This window comes from Streptomyces sp. 1331.2 (assembly GCF_900199205.1).
Taxonomy (GTDB): Bacteria; Actinomycetota; Actinomycetes; order Streptomycetales; family Streptomycetaceae; genus Kitasatospora.
This window is the reverse complement of sequence record NZ_OBMJ01000001.1, coordinates 2,249,101-2,270,449: the sequence shown is the minus strand read 5'-3', so window position 1 is coordinate 2,270,449 and position 21,349 is coordinate 2,249,101. Positions and strand designations below refer to the sequence as shown.

The following is a 21,349-nucleotide window of genomic DNA, read 5'->3' as shown; positions in this document are numbered from 1 at the left end:
ACCCCGGCGGTCCTGGGGCCGCCGGGGTTCCCCCGCGTTCGCAGCCGGGGTGCCCGGGTGTCAGAGCCGGGCCGCCAGCCCGTAGCGGTGCTCGGGCCGGCCGGTGTCCCCGTAGCGCAGGGTCAGCCGCAGCCGGCTGTCGCGCTCCAGCTGCTTGAGGTAGCGCTGCGCCGTGGAGCGGCTCAGCCCGGTGGCATCGGCGACCTCCTGTGCGGACAGCGGCCGGCCGGCCCGTCGCAGGACGCCCATCACCAGGTCGGTGGTCGGCGCCGAGTGGCCCTTGGGCAGGGCCCCGGCCGGGGCGCCGGCGCTGCGCAGGGTGGCGAAGAGCCGGTCCACCTCGTCCTGGCCGGCCTCCCGGGCGGGGGCGGCCAGTGCGTGCCGCAGCTGCGCGTACGCCACCAGCTTCTCCCGCAGCCCGGCGAAGGTGAACGGCTTGACCAGGTACTGCAGCGCGCCGTGCTGCATGGCGGCGTGCACCGTCGACACGTCCCGGGCGGCCGTCACCATCATCACGTCGCAGGCCACCTGGCGGTCCCGGAGCCGGCGCACCAGGGCCAGGCCGGTCTCGTCCGGCAGGTGGTGGTCGAGCAGCAGCAGGTCCACCGGGCGGCGCTCCAGCGAGGCCAGTGCCTCCCCGGCCGAGTGCGCGGTGCCGGTGACCCGGAAGCCGGGCACCTTGGCCACGTAGGCGGCGTGCACGTCCGCGACCCGGAAGTCGTCGTCCACCACGAGTACGTCGATCATCACGCCTCCACGAGCCGGTCGGTGAGCAGGGCCTCGGGCAGCTCGACCGTGAACCGGGCGCCGCCGAGCGGTCCGGTGTCGAGCACGATCCGGCCGCCGGTCCGCTCGACCAGGCGCCGCACCATCGCCAGCCCGAGCCCGCGCGGACGGTGCGCGGGCGCCTCCTTGCTGGTCCACCCCTCCTCGAAGACCTGCTCGCGCAGCACCTCCGGTACGCCAGGGCCGCTGTCCGCGACCTGCAGCAGCAGGGTCGAGCCGGACGCCGCCAGGCTCACCTCCACCCGGCCGCTCCCACCCGGCACCACCGCGTCCACCGCGTTGTCGATCAGATTGCCGAGCACCGTCACCAGTGCCCGCGGTTCCACCACCGCGTCCGGCAGGTGCGCCGCCGGGGCCAGCGCCAGCCGGACCCCGCGCTCGCCCGCCACCGCCGTCTTGCCCGCCAACAGCGCCGCGACGTGCGGATCCTGCACCTGCTCGGCGATCCGCGCGGCGACCACGGCGTGCGAGCCGGACTGCTCCGAGATGAACGCCACCGCCTGCTCGTGGCGGCCCAGCTCCAGCAGGCCCAGCAGGGTGTGCATCCGGTTGGCGTGCTCGTGGTCCTGGGCCCGCAGCGCCTCGGTCAGGCTGCGGGTGGTGTCCAGCTCGCGGACCAGCGACTCCAGCTCGGTGCGGTCGCGCAACGTCACCACCGCGCCGCCCTCGGGTCCGTCCGAGGCCGTGGCCATCCGGTTCACCACCAGCACCCGGTCGTCCCGGACGGCCGGCAGGTCGGTGCCGGTGATCCGGCCGGTCAGGACGTCGGCCAGCCGGCCCGGCGGCAGCACCGCGCCGATCGGGCGGCCGGTGCAGTCCTCGGGCAGGCCGAGCAGCCGCAGCGCCTCGTCGTTGGCCAGCCGGATCCGGCCGTGCTCGTCCAGCGCCACCATGCCCTCGCGGATTCCGTGCAGCATCGCCTCCCGCTCCACCAGCAGCGCGGAGATGTCGGCCAGCGCGATGTTGTGGGTGCGGCGCTTGAGCCGGCGGGCCAGGGCGAGGGTGGCGACCGTACCGGCGGCCAGGCCGGCGCCGGCGCACAGCAGGATCCCGGTGAGCATCTTGAGCAGCCGGCGGCGGATCGAGTCGTCGCTGATGCCCACCGACACCTCGCCGACGATCCGGCCGTCCGCCATCCGCAGCGGCACCTTGCCGCGCGCGGTGCGGCCCAGGGTGCCCTGCTGGATCGCGGTGACGCTGCGGCCGGCCAGGGCCGGCTCGGGGTCGGTGCTGACCCGGTGGCCGATCCGGCCCGGGTCGGTGTGCGAGAGCCGGATCCCGTCCACGTCGGTGACCACGACGAAGCTTGCGCCGGTGGCCACGCGGATCTGCTCGGCGTTGCGCTGCGCGGTCACCGTGTCGCGGGAGGCGGCGGCCCGGGCGATGGTCTCGTCGGTCGCGGTGGCCTGGGCGATCGACAGCGCCCGCTGCATCGCGTCGTGGTCCAGTTCGCTGCTGACCGGGGCCAGGAACAGCCCGGCGGTCACGGCGGTGACACCGACGGTGACGACGGTCTGGCTCAGCAGCAGCTGGGCGAAGACCCGGCGGGGCCAGTGGGGGAGCTTCAACCGGGCCTCCTCTCGGCGGCTGCGGGCGGTTCCGTACGGGGGGTGTTCTCGGGCGGGGGCGTTCTCGGGTGGGGGTCGGGACACCCTACGTTTCCGGCGTGTTTCTGTCAGCCGCGTCCCCGCAGTTGTAGCGCAAGCAAAACGAGCAGAACACCCCTCAAAGCGGAGAAGTCGCACTACGCGGAGAAGGCTCCCGCCGGAGCCGGGCCCGCTCCTACCTTTCCGGGGCAAGCACAGACCCGGGAGGATGAATGAGCAAGTCCCCGGCGATCGAGTTGACCGGCGCGACCAAACGGTTCCGCACCCCCTCGGGGGCCCTGCACACCGCCGTCCGTGATCTCGATCTGACCGTCGCCCAAGGCGAGTTCGTCGCCGTCGTCGGCCCCACCGGCTGCGGCAAGTCCACCACGCTGACCCTGGTCAGCGGCCTGGAGGAGCCCACCGAGGGCGAGGTCCGGGTGTACGGGGAGTCCGTCCGCGGGATCAACCCCCAGGTCGGGTTCGTCTTCCAGCAGGACGCCGTCTTCCCCTGGCGCACCGTCCTGTCCAACGTCATGGCCGGCCCCCGCTTCCGCGGCGTGCCCGCCGCCGAGGCCAAGGAGCGGGCCCGGGACTGGCTCGGCCGGGTCGGCCTCGGCGCCTTCGAGGACCGCTACCCGCACCAGCTGTCCGGCGGCATGCGCAAGCGCGTGGCGCTCGCCCAGACCTTCGTCAACGACCCGGCGATCCTGCTGATGGACGAACCGTTCTCGGCGCTGGACGTGCAGACCCGCGCCCTCATGTCGGACCAGCTGCTGGAGCTGTGGGCCGGGACGGGCTCCTCGGTCGTCTTCGTCACCCACGACCTGGACGAGGCCATCGCGCTCGCCGACCGGGTCGTCGTCATGACGGCAGGACCGGCCACCGTCAAGGAGATCTTCACCGTCGACCTGCCGCGGCCGCGCACCGTGGAGGCCGTCCGGCTGGAACCGAGGTTCGTCGAGCTGTACCGCGAGATCTGGGCCTCGCTCGGCGAAGAGGTGCGCATCACCCGGGAGAGAGGAGCGGGTCGTGCCGCTTGAGACCGCGTCCGAGACCGCGTCGGCCGTCACCGGGCAGCCCCCGGCCGTCACCACGAGAACCGAGGCCCGCGAACGGGCCGCCCGCAACCGGAAGTTGGGTGTGTACGCGGCCCGGGTCGCGGTCCTGGCCGCCTTCCTCGGGCTCTGGGAGATCTGCGCCCGGACGGACGTCATCGACCCGTTCAACTTCTCGCAGCCGTCGAGGATCTGGGACCAGATCTGGCAGTGGATCACCCACGGCACCGCCCAGGGCTCGCTCGGCGAGCAGATCGGCTACACCCTCTACGAGGCCCTCACCGGCTGGGTGATCGGCGTCGTCGGCGGTGTGCTGCTGGGCATCGCGCTCGGCCGGATCCGCTTCCTGGCCGAGGTGTTCGGACCGTACATCAAGGTGCTCAACGCCATCCCGCGCATCGTGCTGGCGCCGATCTTCCTGATCTGGTTCGGCCTCGGCCCGGCCTCCAAGGTGGCCTCCGCCGTGGTGCTGGTGTTCTTCCCGGTGTTCTTCAACGCCTTCCAGGGCGCCCGCGAGGTGGACCGCAACCTCGTCGCCAACGCCCGCATCCTGGGCGCCGACAACCGCAAGGTCACCCTCCAGGTGGTCATCCCCGCCGCCACCACCTGGATCTTCACCAGCCTGCACGTCAGCTTCGGCTTCGCGCTGATCGGCGCCATCGTCGGCGAGTACATCGGCGCCACCAAGGGCCTCGGCCTGCTCGTCGCGGCCGCCCAGGGCACCTTCAACGCGGCCGGCGTGTACGCCGCCATGACCATCCTCGCCGTCGTCGCACTGTTCACCGAGGGGCTGCTGACCTTCGCCGAGAAGAAGCTCTTCCGCTGGAAGCCCGCCGACGCGGGCGACGGCCGCTGACCCACCCCTGCCGGTAAGAAGAGAGAGGCACCCCCACCCATGCGCCCCCACTCGACTGGCAGAGTTGCTGCCACCGCCCTCGCCGCCGCCCTGCTCCTCCCGCTCTCCGCCTGCGCCAACGACGCCGCCACCGCCGGCCACGGCGCGGTCGCCGCCCCGGCCGGGCAGCAGGTCGACGGGCCCAAGGTCAAGATCATGGTCGGTGGCCTGGACAAGGTCATCTACCTGCCCGCGATGCTCACCCAGCGGCTCGGCTTCTTCGCCGAAGCCGGCGTCAACGTCGAGCTGATGACCGAGCCCGCCGGCGTCAACGCCACCACCGCGCTGCTCGCCGGGGACGTCCAGGGCGCGGTCGGCTTCTACGACCACACCATCGACCTGCAGGCCAAGGGCAAGAACGTCGAGTCCGTGGTGCAGTTCTCGCAGGCCCCGGGCGAGGTCGAGATCGTCTCCGCCAAGCAGGCCGACGCCATCAGGTCCGGCGCCGACTTCAAGGGCCGGAAGCTCGGCGTCACCAGCATCGGCTCCTCCACCGACTTCCTCACCAAGTACCTCGCGGTCAAGAACGGCACCGCCGTCAGCGAGTTCAGCCCGATCGCGGTCGGCGCCGGCCAGACCTTCATCGCCGCGCTCCAACAGGGCAGCATCGACGCCGGGATGACCACCGACCCGACCGTCGCCAACGTCCTCGACAAGGGCCTCGGCAAGATCCTCTACGACATGCGCACCCCCGAGGGCTCGCGCCAGGCCCTCGGCGGGCTGTACCCGTCGTCGTCGCTGTACATGAACATCGACTGGGTGGAGAAGAACAAGGACACCACCCAGAAGCTCGCCAACGCCTTCGTGAAGACCCTCAAGTGGATGTCCACCCACACCCCCGAGGAGATCGCCGCGAAGATGCCCGCCGACTACGCGCAGGGCGGGGCCGACCAGTACGCGGCGGCCATCAAGGCGACGCTGCCGATGTTCACCACGGACGGCGTGATGCCGGCCGACGGCCCGAAGACGGTGCTCGCGGTGCTCGCGGCGTTCCACCCGGACGTCAAGGGCAAGGAGGGGTCGATCGACCTGTCGAAGACCTACACCACGGAGTTCGTCGGCAAGGCCGCCACCGGCTGAGCACAGGCTGAGCACCGTCCGAGCCGTCGGCTGACCATCAGTCGATCCCCGGGCCGCCGACTCCCCGGCCGCCGCGGTCCCGCGCCCACCCCCACGGGCGCGGGCCCGCTGCGTTCAGACCCCTCGTACGGACAGCACGTCCATCCGCGACGGCGTCCCCGCCGCCTTGCCGCAGCTCTCCGGACGCGGCGGCTCGCTCACCGACTCGATCACGTCCACCTCCCAGGCCCGGCCGTCCCGGTGCAGCACCCCCACCAGCCAACGGCCCTCGCCGTCCGGCCGCTGGGTGAGCGTCAGCGCGTCCACGCTGGTCTCCCCGGTCGCCAGCCGCACCGCGTGCTCGGCCGCCTGCCCCGGACGGTCCCAGCCCGAGCAGCCCCGCGACCACTCCGGCACCATGTGCCCGGCCGCCGTCGCCGCCAGCACCTCCTTGGCCGTCTCCGCCGTCAGCCGCCCGTACGCGTAGCCGTACGGCAGCACCAGCATCGTGGGGGAGAAGCGGTGCCCGCCCAGGTGGGTCACCTCCCACACCTCGCTGTGCCCGGCCGCCGCCAGCTCCGCCGCGAGGGGGCGGCCCAGCAGCGCGCAGCAGCGGTCCCGCCGCCCGTTGGTGCACACCAGTGCCAGCGGGCCGCCGACGTGCTCCGCGCCGAAACCGGTGTGGTCACCGGCGCCCAGCGCCGCGAAGTCCAGCCCCAGCAGCTCCGCAGGGTCGGCCACCACGGCCCGGCGCACCCAGTCGCGGCCCGGCACCGTGTGCGCCACGACCACCTCGTGCCGCGCCGTCGGCAGGCAGTCCGCGTGCCGTCCGGGGCGCCGGATCAGCGCCACCCGTACGCCCGTGCCCGCTGCGGCCGCCTCCAGCGCCCGCCCGACGGCCGGATCCAGGTGGCTCTCACCCAGGGCCTTCGCGCCCCACGGCCCGGCCTGTTCCACCAGCAGCCAGGTGGTGGCCACCGCCGCCGTCGCTGCCAACGGCTCCGAAAGTTCACGCGACACGGTCGCACAGGTGCTCACTCGGGCAAGGCTACCCTCACCAAAAACCCGGAGGGGGTGCCCCGACGGACACCCCCTCCGGGCAGCGCACCGCTACGCCGGGCCGGCGACCACCGCCACGGGCTTGGTGACCGGGGTGCCCGAGCCGTCGCGACGCGGGTCGCGCTCCGGGAGCTCCACCGGGGAGCCCTTGGCGTCGGCGGCCCGGGCCGGGGCGGCACCCGCCCAGGCGAACGCCAAACCGTCCTCGCCGCGCAGGAAGCGCTGGCAGCGCACACCGCCGGTGGCGCGGCCCTTGCGCGGGTACTGCTCGAACGGGGTGACCTTCCAGCTCGTCTGCTCGCCGCCGGCCAGCGTGCCCGAGGCCGTGGCCACCGAGACGACCACGGCGTCCGCCGCCGGATCCACCGCGGTGAAGGACAGCACCCGCGCGCCGTCCGACAGCTTCACACCCGCCATGCCACCCGCCGGGCGGCCCTGCGGACGCACCTGGCCCGCCGGGTAGCGCAGCAGCTGCGCGTCCGAGGTGATGAAGACCAAGTCCTCCTCGCCGGTACGCAGTTCGACCGCGCCCACCAGCTCGTCACCGTCCTTGAGGGCGATCACCTCGAACTCGTCCTTGTTCGCCGGCCACTCCGGCACCACCCGCTTCACCACACCCTGCACGGTGCCCAGCGCCAGCCCCGGCGAGGACTCGTCCAGCGTGGTCAGCGCCAGCACCCGCTCCCCGGCCTCCAGCCGCAGGAACTCGCCCACCGCGGCCCCGCCCGCCAGGTTCGGCGACGGCGTCGGCGGCATCGCCGGCAGGTCGATCACCGGCAGCCGCAGCACCCGGCCCGCGGACGTCACCACGCCGATGTCCGCCCGCGCCGTCGCGTGCACCGCCGACACGATCACGTCGTGCTTCGACCGCTTCTCCGACAGCTCGAACGGCTCGCCGTCCGCCGTCCGCGCCAGCAGCCCCGTCGAGGACAGCAGCACCCGGCACGGGTCGTCCGCCACCTCCAGCGGCACCGCCAGCGACGCCGACGGCGCAGCTCCCGCCTCCAGCAGGACCGTCCGCCGCTCCGTCCCGAACTGCTTGGCCACCGCGCCCAGTTCGGACGAGACCACACTGCGCAGCCGGGCGTCCGACTCCAGGATCTCGGTCAGCTCGGTGATCTCCGAGTTGAGCTTCTCCTGCTCCTGCTCCAACTCCACCCGGTCGAACCTGGTCAGCCGCCGCAGCGGGGTGTCCAGGATGTACGCGGTCTGCGTCTCCGACAGCGAGAAGCGCTCCATCAGGCGCTCCTTCGCCTGCTGCGCGTTGTCACTCGACCGGATGATCGAGATGACCTCGTCGATGTCGACCAGCGCCACCAGCAGGCCCTCGACCAGGTGCAGCCGCTCCTGGCGCTTGCGGCGACGGAAGTCGCTGCGCCGGCGCACCACGGTGAAGCGGTGGTCGACGTAGACCTCCAGCAGCTCCTTCAGGCCCAGCGTCAGCGGTTGCCCGTCCACCAGCGCCACGTTGTTGATGCCGAAGGTCTCCTCCATCGGCGTCAACTTGTAGAGCTGCTCCAGCAGCGCCTCCGGCACGAAGCCGTTCTTGACCTCGATCACCAGCCGCAGCCCGTGCTCGCGGTCGGTCAGGTCCTTGACGTCCGCGATGCCCTGCAGCTTCTTCGCGTTGACCAGGTCCTTGATCTTCGAGATGACCTTCTCCGGGCCGACGTTGAACGGCAGCTCGGTGACCACGATGCCCTTGCGGCGGGCCGTCACCGCCTCCACCGTCGTCGTCGCCCGGATCCTGAACGTCCCGCGGCCCGACTCGTACGCGTCCCGGATCCCCGACAGGCCCACGATCCGCCCGCCGGTCGGCAGGTCCGGACCGGGCACGAACCGCATCAGCGTGTCCAGGTCCGCGTTCGGGTGCTTGATCAGGTGCCGGGCTGCCGCCACCACCTCGGACAGGTTGTGCGGCGGCATGTTCGTCGCCATGCCCACCGCGATGCCCGTCGCGCCGTTCACCAGCAGGTTCGGGAACGCGGCCGGCAGCGCCAGCGGCTCCTGCTCGCTGCCGTCGTAGTTCGGGCCGAAGTCGACGGTGTCCTCGTGGATCGACTCCACCATCGCCATCGAGGCCGCCGTCAGCCGCGACTCGGTGTAACGCATCGCCGCCGGCGGGTCGTCGTTGCCCAGCGAACCGAAGTTGCCGTGCCCGTCGATCAGCGGCAGCCGCATCGAGAACGGCTGCGCCATGCGCACCACCGAGTCGTAGATCGACTGGTCGCCGTGCGGGTGCAGCCGGCCCATCACCTCGCCCACCACGCGGGCGCACTTCACGTGCGCGCGGTCCGGGCGGAGGCCCATCTCGTTGGCCTGGTACAGGATCCGGCGGTGCACCGGCTTCAGGCCGTCCCGCGCGTCCGGCAGGGCACGCGAGTAGATCACCGAGTAGGCGTACTCCAGGAAGGAGCCCTGCATCTCGTCCACGACGTCGACGTCGAGGATCCGCTCCTCGAAGTCTCCGGGCGGCGGGGTCTGCGAACTGCGGCGGGCCATCGCGGCGGGGCTCCCTTACGTGTCGCTGGCTGTGTGTCGGGCCGTGTCGGTCGGTCGTCGGCCGATCGTCGAACGGCCACTGCCGTCCTGCGCCGCACCCGTCAACCGGACGCGGCCGACAGGGCACGGCGCCCCCATTGTGGACCCTCGCGCCGACACTGCCGGTCAGCGGCCCTCTTCCGCCCCTGGCGAACGACCCCGTCCGCGCGGACACGAACACGCTCCCCATACGTTGCACCACAATGGGGGACGCCACACGAACCCCCGACATCGACGACGGGAAGGACCCGAGCGCATGGCCAACCCGGCCCCCGCCTCCAGCCGAGGCATCGCCATCACCGAGCACCGCCTGGCCAACGGCCTGCGCGTCGTCCTCTCCGAGGACCACCTCACCCCGGTCGCCGCCGTCTGCCTCTGGTACGACGTGGGCTCCCGCCACGAGGTCAAGGGCCGCACCGGCCTCGCCCACCTCTTCGAGCACCTGATGTTCCAGGGCTCCGCCAACGTCTCCAACAACGGGCACTTCGAACTGGTCCAGGGCGCCGGCGGCTCGCTCAACGGCACCACCAGCTTCGAGCGCACCAACTACTTCGAGACCATGCCCGCTCACCAACTGGAGCTCGCCCTCTGGCTGGAGGCCGACCGGATGGGCTCGCTGCTCGCCGCGCTCGACGAGACCTCCATGGAGAACCAGCGCGACGTCGTCAAGAACGAGCGCCGCCAGCGCTACGACAACGTCCCGTACGGCACGGCCTTCGAGAAGCTCACCGCGCTGTCCTTCCCCGACGGCCACCCGTACCACCACACGCCGATCGGCTCCATGGCCGACCTCGACGCGGCCACCCTGGAGGACGCCCGCGCGTTCTTCCGCACGTACTACGCGCCCAACAACGCCGTCCTGTCCGTCGTGGGCGACATCGACCCCGAGCAGACCATCGCCTGGGTCGAGAAGTACTTCGGCTCCATCCCCGCCCACGACGGCAAGCAGCCCCCGCGCTCCGGCGAACTGCCCGACACCATCGGCCGCGAGATCCGCGAGGAGATCCACGAGGACGTCCCGTCCCGCGCCCTGATGGCCGCCTACCGCCTCCCGCACGACGGCACCCGCGAGGCCGACGCCGCGGACCTCGCCCTCACCATCCTCGGCAGCGGTGAGTCCAGCCGGCTCTACAACCGGCTGGTCCGCCGCGACCGCACCGCCGTCGCCGCCGGCTTCGGCCTGCTGCGCCTGGCCGGCGCCCCCAGCCTCGGCTGGCTCGACGTCAAGACCTCCGGCGACGCCACCCTCGCCCAGATCGAGGCCGCCGTCGACGAGGAACTCGCCCGCTTCGCCGCCGAAGGCCCCACGCCCGAGGAACTCGAACGCGCCCAGGCCCAGATCGAGCGCGAGTGGCTCGACCGGCTCACCACCGTCGCCGGCCGCGCCGACGAACTCTGCCGCTACGCCGTCCTGTTCGGCGACCCCAAGCTGCTCAACGACGCCCTCCCCAAGGTCCTCGACGTCACCGCCGAGGAGGTCCAGGCCGTCGCCAAGGCCCGGCTCCACCCCGACAACCGCGCCGTCCTCGTCTACGAGCCGACCGCCGACGCCGCTTCCGACGCCGCTTCCGAAGAGGAGGGTGCCGCCGTATGAGCACCGACTACGTCCCCGCCATGACCTTCCACCCCCAGCCGCAGCCGGGCACCCCCAGCCCCTGGGCCTTCCCCGCCCCCGAGCGCGCCGCCCTCGGCAACGGCATCACCGTCCTGCACTGCCACCGGCCCGGCCAGCAGCTCGTCGCCGTCGAGGTCCTCCTCGACGCCCCGCTCGCCGCCGAGCCCGAGGGCCTGGACGGCGTCGCCGCGATCCTCGCCCGCGCACTCAACGAGGGCACCGACACCCTCAGCGCGGAGGAGTTCGCCGGCGAGCTGGAGCGCGCCGGCGCCACCCTGGACGCCCACGCCGACCACCCGTGCATCCGGGTCTCCCTGGAGGTCCCGGCCTCCCGACTCCAGCGCGGCCTCTCCCTGCTCGCCGACGCCCTGCGCGCCCCCGCGCTCCCCGAGGCCGAGATCGAGCGCCTGGTCGCCAACCGCCTGGACGAGATCGTCCACGAGCAGGCCAACCCCGCCCGGCGCGCCGCCAAGGCCCTCTACGCCGAGCTCTTCGACGCCGCCGACCGGCTCTCCCGGCCCCGCGCCGGCACCGCCGACACCGTCAAGTCGATCGACCGCACCGCCGTCAAGGCCTTCTACGACGCCCACGTGCACCCCGCGACCAGCACCGTCGTGGTCGTCGGCGACCTCACCGGCGTCGACCTGCCCGCCCTCCTGGAGAGCACCCTCGGCACCTGGAGCGGCCCGGCCGCCGAGCCCTCCCGGCACGCCCCGGTCGCCGGCGACGACCACGGCCGGGTCGTCATCGTTGACCGCCCCGGCTCCGTCCAGACCCAGCTGCTCATCGGCCGGATCGGCCCCGACCGCCACGACCCGGTCTGGGCCGCCCAGACCCTCGGCACCTACTGCCTGGGCGGCACCCTCACCTCCCGCCTGGACCGCGTCCTGCGCGAGGAGAAGGGCTACACCTACGGCGTCCGCTCCTTCGCCCAGCCGCTGCGCTCCGCCGCCGACGGCAGCGGCCGCTCGCTGCTCGCCATCAGCGGTTCCGTGGACACCGCCTCCACCGCGCCGGCACTCGCCGACACCTGGACCATCCTGCGCACCCTCGCCGCCGAGGGCCTCACCGACGCGGAGCGCGACGAGGCCGTGCAGTTCCTGGTCGGCGTCGCCCCGCTGAAGTACGAGACCGCGGGCTCGGTCGCCGGCACCCTGGCCGACCAGGTCGAGCAGTACCTGGCGGACGACTACCAGGCCGAGGTCTACCGGCAGCTCGCCGAACTGCCCACCGCGGCTGCCACCGAGGCCGTCGTGGCGGCCTTCCCGCCGGACCGCCTGGTCACCGTCCTGGTCGGCGACGCCGCCGCGATCGCCGACGACGTGCGGGCGCTCGGCATCGGCGAGGTCACCGTCGTCAGCTGACGTCCGGCTGCCGTTGTCGTCCGGCCCGGTGGAGCACCCGCTCCGCCGGGCCGGACGCGTTTTAAATCCATTGCGGGCCCGGCCGGTTCCGTGGATAGATGTTCCCCGACGCACACCACGTGCGAACTGCGACGAACGGGAAAGGAGGCGGTCACCATGCGGGTCGAGCGAACGATACGACGACGCTCCCCAAGGCCGTATCTCCCCTGCGTCGCGTCGGCTGCCTGAGCGCGCCCACCCCTGAACTTCCCCGAGCCGCACCGGGATTCTCTTACGCGCGGCATTCCTTCCGCTGAACTCACCGACCCCTGGAGGTCGTTCACCCATGACGTACACCGAAGTCCCCGGCGTCCGGGTCCCGATCCGGATGTGGACCGACCCGGCGACGGTCGAGGGCGCGGCGATGCAGCAGCTGCGCAACATCAGCTCGCTGCCCTGGCTGCGCGGCCTCGCCGTGATGCCCGACGTCCACCTGGGCAAGGGCGCGACGGTCGGCTCCGTCATCGCGATGAAGGACGCCGTCTGCCCGGCGGCGGTCGGCGTCGACATCGGCTGCGGGATGAGCGCGGTGAAGACCTCGCTCACCGCCGACGACCTCCCGGACGACCTGTCCGGCCTGCGCAACAAGATCGAGCAGACCATCCCGGTCGGCCGCGGCCTGCACACCGACCCGGTCGATCCGAGCAAGCTGCCCGGCTTCCGCGCGGCGGGCTGGGACGACTTCTGGCAGCGCTTCGACGGCATCGCGGAGGACGTCAAGTGGCGCCGCGAGCGGGCGATGCAGCAGATGGCCACGCTCGGCGGAGGAAATCATTTCATCGAGCTGTGCGTCGATACGACCGGCGCGGTGTGGCTGATGCTGCACTCCGGGTCCCGCAACATCGGCAAGGAGCTGGCCGAGCACCACATGGGCGTGGCCCGGTCGTTGTCGCACAACCAGGGCCTGATCGACCAGGACCTCGCGGTCTTCCTGGCGAAGACCCCGGAGATGGCCGCCTACCGCCAGGACCTCTTCTGGGCGCAGGAGTACGCCAAGCACAACCGCGCGGTCATGATGGCGCTCTTCCAGGACGTCGTCCGGAACGAGTTCACCAAGGCGGAGGTCACCTTCGACGAGGTGATCAGCTGCCACCACAACTACGTGGCGGAGGAGCGGTACGAGGGCGTCGACCTGCTGGTGACGCGCAAGGGCGCGATCCGGGCCGGCTCCGGCGACCTCGGGATCATCCCCGGCTCCATGGGGACGGGCTCCTACATCGTCCGCGGCCTGGGCAACGAGGCGGCGTTCAACTCCGCCTCGCACGGCGCCGGCCGCAAGATGAGCCGCAACGCCGCGAAGAAGCGGTTCACCACGCGGGACCTCGCCGAGCAGACGGCGGGCGTGGAGTGCCGCAAGGACAGCGGCGTGGTGGACGAGATCCCGGGCGCCTACAAGAACATCGAGAAGGTCATCGAGCAGCAGAAGGACCTCGTCGAGGTGGTCGCGCACCTCAAGCAGGTCGTCTGCGTCAAGGGCTGACCACAGCAGATCGGGGTGCCACCGGAATCCGGTGGCACCCCGATCAGGCGCTTCGTGAGCCTTGCGTGGTCTCAGGCCGCGGCGGGGAGCTCGTCGAGGCCTTCGGAGACGAGCTTGGCGAGGCGGTCGAGGGCCTGGTCGGCGTCGGGGGCGTCGGAGGCGAGGATGACCTCGTCGCCGCCCTGGGCGCCCAGGGCGAGGAGGCCGAGCATGGAGGCGGCGTTGACCGGGTTGCCGCCCGGCTTGGCGATGGTGATCGGCACGCCGGTGGCCGTGACGGCCCGGACGAAGACGGAGGCGGGACGGGCGTGCAGGCCCTCGGCCCAACCGATGGTGACGCGGCGCTCGGCCATGAGACGTGCCTTTCCGGTGAAGCTGGTCACGGCCGTGCTCGGGGAGCGGGGGAAACGACCGTGTTGTCTAGACCAGTGTTGCACGCAGACAGCCCCCGCGAGCCGCCGCGTTCAGGACTTGTGATTGTTTCTTTTCGGGGCATAAACCCCGGCCGCCGGCCCCGTCCAGCCTGCCGCGGGCACAGGTCAGGCGCCATTCGGCCCACCGCCGGATAACCTGACGAACGTGGACGACTCCGCGGCAGCGACCCCCGAGCAGCAACCGGACTATCCGCAGCACTGGGAAGCGGACATCCTGCTGCGCGACGGCGGTACGGCCCGGATCCGGCCGATCACGCCCGCCGACGCCGGGCGCCTCGTGGAGTTCTACGAGCAGGTCTCGGACCAGTCCAAGTACTTCCGCTTCTTCGCCCCCTACCCGCGGCTCTCCGACAAGGACGTCCGCCGCTTCACCCACCACGACTTCGTGAACCGGGTCGGCCTGGCGGTGGTCGTCCGGGACCGCTTCATCGCCACCGTCCGGTACGACCGGATCGACGCCGAGGGCCGCCCCTCCGACACCGGGACGGACGCCGAGGTGGCCTTCCTGGTGCAGGACGCCCACCAGGGCCGCGGCGTGGCCTCCGCCCTGCTGGAGCACATCGCCGCGGTGGCGCAGGAGCGCGGCATCCGCCGCTTCCAGGCGGAGGTGCTGCCGGAGAACCGGAAGATGGTGAAGGTCTTCACCGACGCCGGCTACACCCAGCACCGCAGCTTCGCCGACGGCGTGGTGCACCTGGAGTTCGACCTCGAACAGACCGAGCGCTCGCTGGCCGTGATGCGCGCCCGCGAGCACCGCGCCGAGGCCCGCTCGGTCCAGCGGCTGCTCACCCCGCGCTCGGTCGCGGTGCTCGGGGTCTCCCGCAACCCGCAGACCGTCGGCCGGGCGATCCTGCGCGACCTGCTGGGCAGCGCCCCGGCCGAGCGCCCCGTCCACGCGGTGAACCGCAACGCCCCGCCCGGCACCGAGCTGGACGGCGTCCCGGTGCACCGTTCGATTCTGGACATTCCCGGGCCGGTGGACCTCGCGGTGATCGCCGTCCCCGAGAGCGCCGTCCCGGCCGCCGTCGCCGAGTGCGGCGCCCACGGCGTGCGGGGCTTGGTGGTGGTCACCGCCGGCTACGCGGAGACCGGGCCGGAGGGCCGGGACCGCCAGCGCGCGCTGGTCCGCCAGGCCCGCGCGGCGGGGATGCGGGTGATCGGCCCGAACGCCTTCGGCCTGATCAACACCGACCCCGAGTACCCGCTGAACGCCTCGCTCGCCCCGCGCCTGCCCGGCCGCGGCGCCTTCGGGATCTTCTGCCAGTCCGGCGCGATCGGGGTGGCCCTGCTGGAGGCCGCCCACCGGCGCGGCCTCGGCGTCTCCTCCTTCGCCTCGGTGGGCAACCGCTCCGACGTCTCCGGCAACGACTTCCTGCAGTACTGGGCGGAGGACGAGGCCACCGGGGTGGTGCTGCTCTACCTGGAGTCCTTCGGAAACCCGCGCAAGTTCACCCGGATCGCCCGCCGCCTGGCCGCCGTCAAGCCGATCGTGGTGGTCAAGGGCGCCCGCCACACCGGCAGCCTGCCGCCCGGACACGCCGTCCCGGCCACCGCCACCGGCCTGCGCGACGCCACGGTGGACGCGCTGTTCGAGCAGGCGGGCGTGATCAGGGTCGCGACGATCACCGAGCTGTACGACACCGGCGAGCTGCTGGCCCTGCAGCCGCTGCCGCCGGGGGACCGGGTCGCGGTGGTCGGCAACTCGGACTCGCTGGGCCTGCTCACCTACGACGCCCTGCTGAGCGCGGGCCTGCGGCCGCGCACGCCCGTCGACCTGACCACCGCCGCGACCGGCGAGAACTTCCGGATCGCACTCGACGTCGCCCTGGCCGACCCGGCCGTGGACGCGGTGATCGCCGTCGCCATCCCGCCGATCGGCACCTCCGCGCACGCCTTCATGGGCGGCCGGCTGACCGGTGAGGACGACCCCGCGATGGGCTCGGACGACCCGGAGATCGCCGCCGCCCTGCTCGAAGCCGGCGAGCGCGCCAAGGAGTTGGGCAAACCGCTGGTGCTCGCCCACCTGGCGCTGACCGACCTGCCCACCCGGCTGCGCCCCGGCGGCATCCCGGCGTACCCGGCGCCCGAGCGGGCCGTGCACGCCCTCGCCCACGCCGTGCACTACGCGCAGTGGCGCCGCCGGACGGCCGAGGCGGAGGAGACGGCGCGCGTCCCGGAGCTGGACCGGATCGACGAGCCCGGCGCCCGCACCCTGGTGGCGGCGGCGCTGAGCACCCGGACCGCTACAGCCGCGCGCACCCAGCCCGGCGGCGCCCGGATCACCCTGTCCGACGCCGAGGCCCGCGAGCTGCTGGCCCGCTACGGCGTGGACGTCTCGCCGACGCTGCCGGCCCCGGACGAGGCGACGGCCGTCGCCGCGGCGGCCTCGCTCGGTTACCCGGTGGCCCTGAAGGCGACCGCCCCGCACCTGCGCCACCGCCCCGACCTGGGCAGCGTCCGGCTGGACCTGACCGGCGAGGAGGGCCTGCGCCGCGCCCACCGCGAGCTGGACGCCCTGCTCGGCGGCGCCGCACAGGCCGAGCTGGTGGTGCAGCGGCTGGCGCCGCGCGGCGTGGACACCGTGATCGGCGCCACGGTGGACCCGGCGGTCGGCGCGATCCTGTCCTTCGGCCTGGCCGGCGCGCCGGCCGAACTGCTGGGCGACACGGCGCACCGCCTGGTGCCGGCCACCGACCAGGACGTGGCCGGGCTGATCCGGGAGGTACGGGCGGCGCCGCTGCTGTTCGGCTGGCGCGGCGCCGAGGCGGTGGACACCGGCGCACTGGAGGAGCTGCTGCTCAGGGTGTCGCAGTTGGTGGACGACGTCCCGGAGATCGCCTCGGTGGACCTCGAACCCGTGGTCGTGGCCCCGCACGGGCTGGCGATCCTGGGGGCGCGGGTGCGGGTCGCGCCACTGCCCGTCCGCAGCGATCTGGGCCCGCGCGCCATGAGCACGCTGTAACCTTCCTTGGTTGCGCCCTGCCCGGGCGCTGTTGTCCGAAGCTTGGCGCCGCGCCGCCCGCTTCGTCGGCGGACCATGCCAGGATGGAGATATGGCGAAGACCGGTACCACCACCACTCAGGACCTGCGCTCGGCGATCGAGCGCAGCGGCTACTACCCGGCCCTGGTGTCCGAGGCGGTCGAGTCCGCGGTGGGCCCGGAGCCGATCAGCTCCTACCTGGTGCACCAGGAGACGACCTTCGACGCCAACGAGGTCCGCCGGCACGTGACCGTGCTGGTGCTGACCCCGACCCGGTTCGTGGTGAGCCACACCGACGAGCAGTCGGGCGCCGAGGGCAGCCCGGCGGTGCCGTACGCGACGACCTCGACGGAGAGCGTCCGGCTGGACCGGATCGGCTCGGTCGTGGTGAGCCGGATGGTGGCGAACCCGGAGACGTACACGCCCGGGACGCTGCCGCGCGAGGTGGTGCTGACGATCGGCTGGGGCGCGGTACAGCGCCTGGACCTGGAGCCGGCCGGCTGCTCGGACCCGAACTGCGAGGCGGATCACGGCTACACCGGCTCGGCGACGGCCGACGACCTCTCGCTGCGGGTGAGTGAGGCCGGTGACGGCCCGGAGACGGTGGCCCAGGCGCTGGTGTTCGCCCGGGCGCTGTCCGACGCGACGATCGACAACGGCCCTCGGGTCTGATCGCCGCCACCGAACGCTACGAATCCGGTTCCATGTCCTTCGCACCTGCCGACGGCTACGACGCCTTCGAGATCCTTGACCCGGCCACGGCCCCCGCACCCCCGTACGGAAGCGGCTCGCTGTGCGACCTGCTGCCCTCGGTGGCGGCGGGCCTCGGCGTCCCCGGGTTCACCGCGACGCTGCCGATCGCCCCGGCGGACCGGGTGGTGGTGTTCCTGGTCGACGGCCTCGGCTGGGAGCTGCTGCTGCGTCACCCCGAGTACGCGCCGTTCCTGTCCTCGCTGGCCGGGAGTTCGCTGGGCGGCAGCGGCCGTCCGCTGACCGCGGGCTTCCCGTCCACCACGGCGACCTCGCTGGCCTCGGTCGGCACCGGGACGCCGCCGGGCCTGCACGGGCTGGCCGGGTACACGGTGGCGGTGCCGGGGGCGGGCTACCTGATGAACCAGCTGCGCTGGCAGCCGCCGACCGAGCCGCACGCCTGGCAGCCGTACCCGACGGTCTTCGAGCGGACGCACCAGGCCGGGGTGGCGACCGCGCAGGTCTCCTCCCCGCTGTTCGCCCAGACCCCGCTGACCAGGGTGGCGCTGTCCGGCGGCACCTTCCTCGGCCGCACCACCGGCGAGGAACGGATGGACCTGGCGGCCTCCTGGCTGGCCGAGCACGACCGGGCGCTGGTGTACACGTACGTCAGCGAGCTGGACGGCGCGGGCCACCGCTTCGGGGTGGACTCCGACGAGTGGCGGATGACGCTGGACGCGGTGGACCGGCTGGCCCGCCGGCTGGCCGAGCAGCTGCCGCCGCGCTCGGCGATGTACGTGACGGCCGACCACGGCATGATCGACATCGCGCCGGAGGACCGGATCGACTTCGACGAGGACTGGGAGCTGGGCGCCGGCGTGGCCCTGCTGGGCGGCGAGGGCCGGGCCCGGCACGTGTACGCGGTGCCGGGGGCCGCCGCCGACGTGCACGCGGTCTGGAGCGAGGTGCTGGGCGACCGGATGTGGGTCGCGAGCAGGGACCAGGCGATCGCGGCGGGCTGGTTCGGCCCGGCCGTGGACGAGCGGGTGTACGGCCGGATCGGCGACGTGGTGGCCGCGGCGCGCGACGACATCGCGATCGTCGCCTCCCGCAACGAGCCCGGCGAGTCCGCGATGATCGGGCTGCACGGCTCGATGACCCCGGTCGAGCAGTTCGTGCCGCTGCTCGAAGTGCGCGGCTGAGCCGTGCCCTTGACTTCTCTGTGCCCGAACTCCCCTGATGTGAAAGGCCCTTGCTCCACCCATGGCTGAACTGGTGTTCTTCTCGGGCACGATGGACTGCGGCAAGTCGACGCTGGCGCTGCAGATGGACCACAACCACTCCGCGCGCGGCCGGCAGGGCGTGATCCTCACCCGCAACGACCGGGCGGGCGCCGCGACCGTCTCCAGCCGGCTGGGCCTGCGGACCGAGGCGGTCGAGGTGACGGACGACTTCGACTTCCACGCCCACGTGGTGCACCGGCTCTCGGCGGGCGGCCGGGTGGACTACCTGATCTGCGACGAGGCGCAGTTCTTCTCCGCCGAGCAGGTCGACCAGCTGGCCCGGGTGGTGGACGAGCTGGACATCGACGTCTACACCTTCGGCATCACCACGGACTTCCGCACCCGGCTGTTCCCGGGCTCGCAGCGGCTGATCGAGCTGGCCGACCGGGTGGAGGTGCTGCAGGTCGAGGCGCTGTGCTGGTGCGGCGCGCGGGCGACCCACAACGCGCGGACGGTCGGCGGGGTGATGGTGGTCGAGGGCGCCCAGGTGGTGATCGGCGACATCTCGGTGAGCGACGACGAGGTCGGCTACGAGGTGCTGTGCCGCCGCCACCACCGCCGCCGGCTGACCGCCGCGACGGCCCGTGCCTCGGTGCTCTCCCCGGACGTGCTGCCCTTCGAGGAGCAGCAGGCTTAGGGCGTGTCCTGCGGATCCTTGCCGGGTCCGCGACGGGATCCGCCCTAACCCCTCACTTCCAGCACCGAGAAGTGCCCGCGCTGCGGGTCGGCCAGCCGGACGGCGCGGCCGTGGGCGGTGTCGTGCGGCTCGACCAGGATCCGGCCGCCGAGTTCGACCGCGTGACGTGCGGTCAGGTCGACGTCGCGGACGGCGAAGTGGGTGCGCCAGCGCGGCGGGTGGCCGCGCAGGTCGGCGCGGTGCCGGATGCCGGCGACCGGTCGGCCGTGCACGAGCAGTGAGCTCTCGTCCTCGCCGGGCCGGACGGGACGGTCGAGCACGGTGGCGTAGAAGACGGCGGCGCCCTCGGTGTCGGGGGTGAGCAGTTCGACCCAGGCCGGGCCGCCGGGTTCGTCGCCGGCCTCCCGGCCGAGGTGCTCCTCGCCCTGCCAGAGGCCGAAGACGGCGCCGGAGACGTCGGAGGCGATCGCCATCCGCCCGGCGCGCTCGGCCTGCACCGGCCCGACGGCGACGGTGCCTCCGCATTCCCGGACCAGCTGGGCGGTGCGGTCGGCGTCGTCCACGGCGAAGTAGGTGGTCCACTGCACCGGGAAGCCGGTGGCGGTGGAGACGCCGAGGCCGGCGACCGGTTGCCCGTCGAGCTCGGCCCGGACGTAGTCGCCGAGTTGGCCGGGGCCGGGGGCGTACGTCCAGCCGAGCAGTTCGCCGTAGAAGGCGCGGGCACCGGGCAGGTCGTCGGTCAGCAGGCTGACCCAGCAGGGCGTGCCCTGGGCCAGTCGGAGTTCCACCGCGGTCAATGCGGGCCTCCTCGTGGGTGGTTGGCGCACGGGGATCCTCGGGCGCGAGGGTGATGCTTCCACCCTGGCGGTCGCCCAACCCTCGGGCCGCGCGGAAAGTCCGGCAAAGTCCGCACAAAGAGCGGCGCGTCGGCCGCGCTGCGCGACAATGGCCGCCATGACGACCTACAACGACGGTTCCCCGCTGATCTCCGTGGCCGAGCTGCGGGCGGCGCTCGCCTCCGCGCGTCCGCCGGTGCTGTTGGACGTGCGCTACCAGCTGGTCGGTGCGGCGCCGGGCGGCCCGACCGCGGCCGAGGAGTACCGGGCCGGGCACCTGCCGGGCGCGCACTTCGTCGAGTTGGACCGGGACCTCGCGGCCCCGCCCGGTGCGCCCGGCCGGGGCGGCCGTCACCCGCTGCCGGACCCGGAGGAGTTCGGTGCGGCGATGCGCGGCTTCGGGGTGGACGCGCAGCGGCCGGTCGTGGTGTACGACGGCGCGGCCTCGATGGCGGCGGCCCGGGCGTGGTGGCTGCTGCGCTGGGCCGGGCACCGGGACGTCCGGGTGCTGGACGGCGGCTTCGCGGCCTGGCAGGCGGCGGGGCTGCCGGTGACGGCCGAGCTGCCCAAGGCCGGGGAGGGCGACTTCAAGCCGGTGCCGGGGCAGCTGCCGACGGTGGACGCGGACGGTGCGGCGCTCTGGGCGCGCGAGGGCCTGCTACTGGACGCCCGGTCGGGGGAGCGCTACCGGGGTGAGACGGAGCCGGTGGACCCGCGGGCCGGGCACGTTCCGGGCGCGGTCTCCGCGCCGACGACCGGGAACGTGGGTGCGGACGGGCGCTTCCTGCCGGCGGCCGAGCTGGCCGAGCGGTTCCGGGCGCTCGGCGCGGGGGAGCGGGAGACCGCGGTGTACTGCGGTTCGGGCGTGACGGCGGCGCACCAGATCCTGGCGCTGGAGGTGGCCGGCCTGTCGGCCACGCTGTACCCGGGCTCGTGGAGCGAGTGGTCGAGCGACGAGAGCCGCCCGGTGGCGGTCACCGAGCAGCCGGGCTGAGCACGAACAGTC

General features: G+C 73.1%; 17 protein-coding genes. 11 read left to right on the top strand and 6 right to left on the bottom strand.

Going from position 1 to position 21,349, the window contains the following annotated elements:
• Positions 1–60: 60 nt before the first annotated feature.
• Together CRP52_RS09540 and CRP52_RS09535 are read right to left on the bottom strand one after the other, a co-directional pair.
• Complete coding sequence (locus CRP52_RS09540; RefSeq protein WP_097236001.1) at positions 61–747, bottom strand: response regulator; 687 nt, start codon at positions 745–747, stop codon at positions 61–63.
• On the bottom strand, positions 747–2,354 hold the full coding sequence (locus CRP52_RS09535) for a sensor histidine kinase (RefSeq protein ID WP_097236000.1): 1,608 nt from the start codon (positions 2,352–2,354) through the stop codon (positions 747–749). Before CRP52_RS09535 ends, CRP52_RS09540 begins: the two co-directional genes overlap by 1 nt.
• 251 nt (positions 2,355–2,605) lie before the next feature.
• Here CRP52_RS09535 and CRP52_RS09530 point away from each other — a divergent pair, with 251 nt between their 5' ends.
• Genes CRP52_RS09530 through CRP52_RS09520 form a run of 3 tightly spaced genes read left to right on the top strand, consistent with a single transcriptional unit; the run spans position 2,606 to position 5,405 of the window.
• On the top strand, positions 2,606–3,415 hold the full coding sequence (locus CRP52_RS09530) for an ABC transporter ATP-binding protein (protein WP_097235999.1): 810 nt from the start codon (positions 2,606–2,608) through the stop codon (positions 3,413–3,415).
• Positions 3,405–4,286 (top strand): ABC transporter permease, encoded by an 882-nt coding sequence (locus tag CRP52_RS09525; RefSeq protein ID WP_097235998.1) that lies wholly within the window; start codon positions 3,405–3,407, stop codon positions 4,284–4,286. The genes CRP52_RS09530 and CRP52_RS09525 overlap by 11 nt, the downstream gene beginning before the upstream one ends.
• A gap of 39 nt (positions 4,287–4,325) precedes the next feature.
• Positions 4,326–5,405, top strand: coding sequence for an ABC transporter substrate-binding protein (locus CRP52_RS09520; protein ID WP_097235997.1), 1,080 nt, complete (start codon positions 4,326–4,328; stop codon positions 5,403–5,405).
• Positions 5,406–5,519: 114 nt separating this feature from the next.
• Here CRP52_RS09520 and CRP52_RS09515 read toward each other — a convergent pair whose 3' ends face one another.
• A complete protein-coding gene (locus tag CRP52_RS09515; RefSeq protein ID WP_097235996.1) occupies positions 5,520–6,422 on the bottom strand; it encodes a sucrase ferredoxin in 903 nt (300 codons plus the stop codon).
• 72 nt (positions 6,423–6,494) lie between these two features.
• Positions 6,495–8,945, bottom strand: coding sequence for a DNA gyrase/topoisomerase IV subunit A (locus CRP52_RS09510; protein ID WP_097235995.1), 2,451 nt, complete (start codon positions 8,943–8,945; stop codon positions 6,495–6,497).
• Between the two features lie 295 nt (positions 8,946–9,240).
• Here CRP52_RS09510 and CRP52_RS09505 point away from each other — a divergent pair, with 295 nt between their 5' ends.
• The 3 genes from CRP52_RS09505 (at position 9,241) to CRP52_RS09495 (ending at position 13,482) form a co-directional block, all read left to right on the top strand.
• Entirely contained in the window at positions 9,241–10,578 is a 1,338-nt protein-coding gene (locus CRP52_RS09505) for a M16 family metallopeptidase (protein ID WP_097235994.1), read from the top strand.
• A gap of 20 nt (positions 10,579–10,598) precedes the next feature.
• Positions 10,599–11,963: a M16 family metallopeptidase gene (locus CRP52_RS09500; RefSeq protein ID WP_097239964.1), complete on the top strand. Its 1,365-nt coding sequence runs from the start codon at positions 10,599–10,601 to the stop codon at positions 11,961–11,963.
• Positions 11,964–12,288: 325 nt separating this feature from the next.
• Positions 12,289–13,482 (top strand): RtcB family protein, encoded by a 1,194-nt coding sequence (locus CRP52_RS09495; RefSeq protein WP_097235993.1) that lies wholly within the window; start codon positions 12,289–12,291, stop codon positions 13,480–13,482.
• A 71-nt stretch (positions 13,483–13,553) separates the two neighbouring features.
• Here the strand turns inward: CRP52_RS09495 and CRP52_RS09490 are convergent, their stop codons facing one another.
• Positions 13,554–13,835 carry an HPr family phosphocarrier protein gene (locus tag CRP52_RS09490; RefSeq protein WP_097235992.1) on the bottom strand — a complete coding sequence of 94 codons (282 nt, stop codon included), beginning with the start codon at positions 13,833–13,835 and terminating at the stop codon, positions 13,554–13,556.
• Between the two features lie 226 nt (positions 13,836–14,061).
• Between CRP52_RS09490 and CRP52_RS09485 the strand changes: the two genes are divergently transcribed.
• The 4 genes from CRP52_RS09485 (at position 14,062) to CRP52_RS09470 (ending at position 19,507) form a co-directional block, all read left to right on the top strand.
• Positions 14,062–16,878 (top strand): bifunctional acetate--CoA ligase family protein/GNAT family N-acetyltransferase, encoded by a 2,817-nt coding sequence (locus CRP52_RS09485; RefSeq protein WP_097235991.1) that lies wholly within the window; start codon positions 14,062–14,064, stop codon positions 16,876–16,878.
• A 91-nt stretch (positions 16,879–16,969) separates the two neighbouring features.
• The gene (locus tag CRP52_RS09480; protein WP_097235990.1) at positions 16,970–17,569 is read left to right on the top strand and encodes a DUF5998 family protein; all 600 of its coding nucleotides are present in this window, start codon (positions 16,970–16,972) and stop codon (positions 17,567–17,569) included.
• Positions 17,570–17,601: 32 nt separating this feature from the next.
• Positions 17,602–18,789: an alkaline phosphatase family protein gene (locus CRP52_RS09475; protein WP_097235989.1), complete on the top strand. Its 1,188-nt coding sequence runs from the start codon at positions 17,602–17,604 to the stop codon at positions 18,787–18,789.
• Positions 18,790–18,850: 61 nt separating this feature from the next.
• Entirely contained in the window at positions 18,851–19,507 is a 657-nt protein-coding gene (locus CRP52_RS09470) for a thymidine kinase (RefSeq protein ID WP_097235988.1), read from the top strand.
• Between the two features lie 44 nt (positions 19,508–19,551).
• On the opposite strand, the gene CRP52_RS09465 is transcribed toward CRP52_RS09470, so the two are convergent.
• Positions 19,552–20,295, bottom strand: coding sequence for a VOC family protein (locus CRP52_RS09465; RefSeq protein ID WP_306458912.1), 744 nt, complete (start codon positions 20,293–20,295; stop codon positions 19,552–19,554).
• Positions 20,296–20,461: 166 nt separating this feature from the next.
• Between CRP52_RS09465 and CRP52_RS09460 the strand changes: the two genes are divergently transcribed.
• Positions 20,462–21,337: a sulfurtransferase gene (locus tag CRP52_RS09460; protein ID WP_097239963.1), complete on the top strand. Its 876-nt coding sequence runs from the start codon at positions 20,462–20,464 to the stop codon at positions 21,335–21,337.
• Positions 21,338–21,349: the final 12 nt, after the last annotated feature.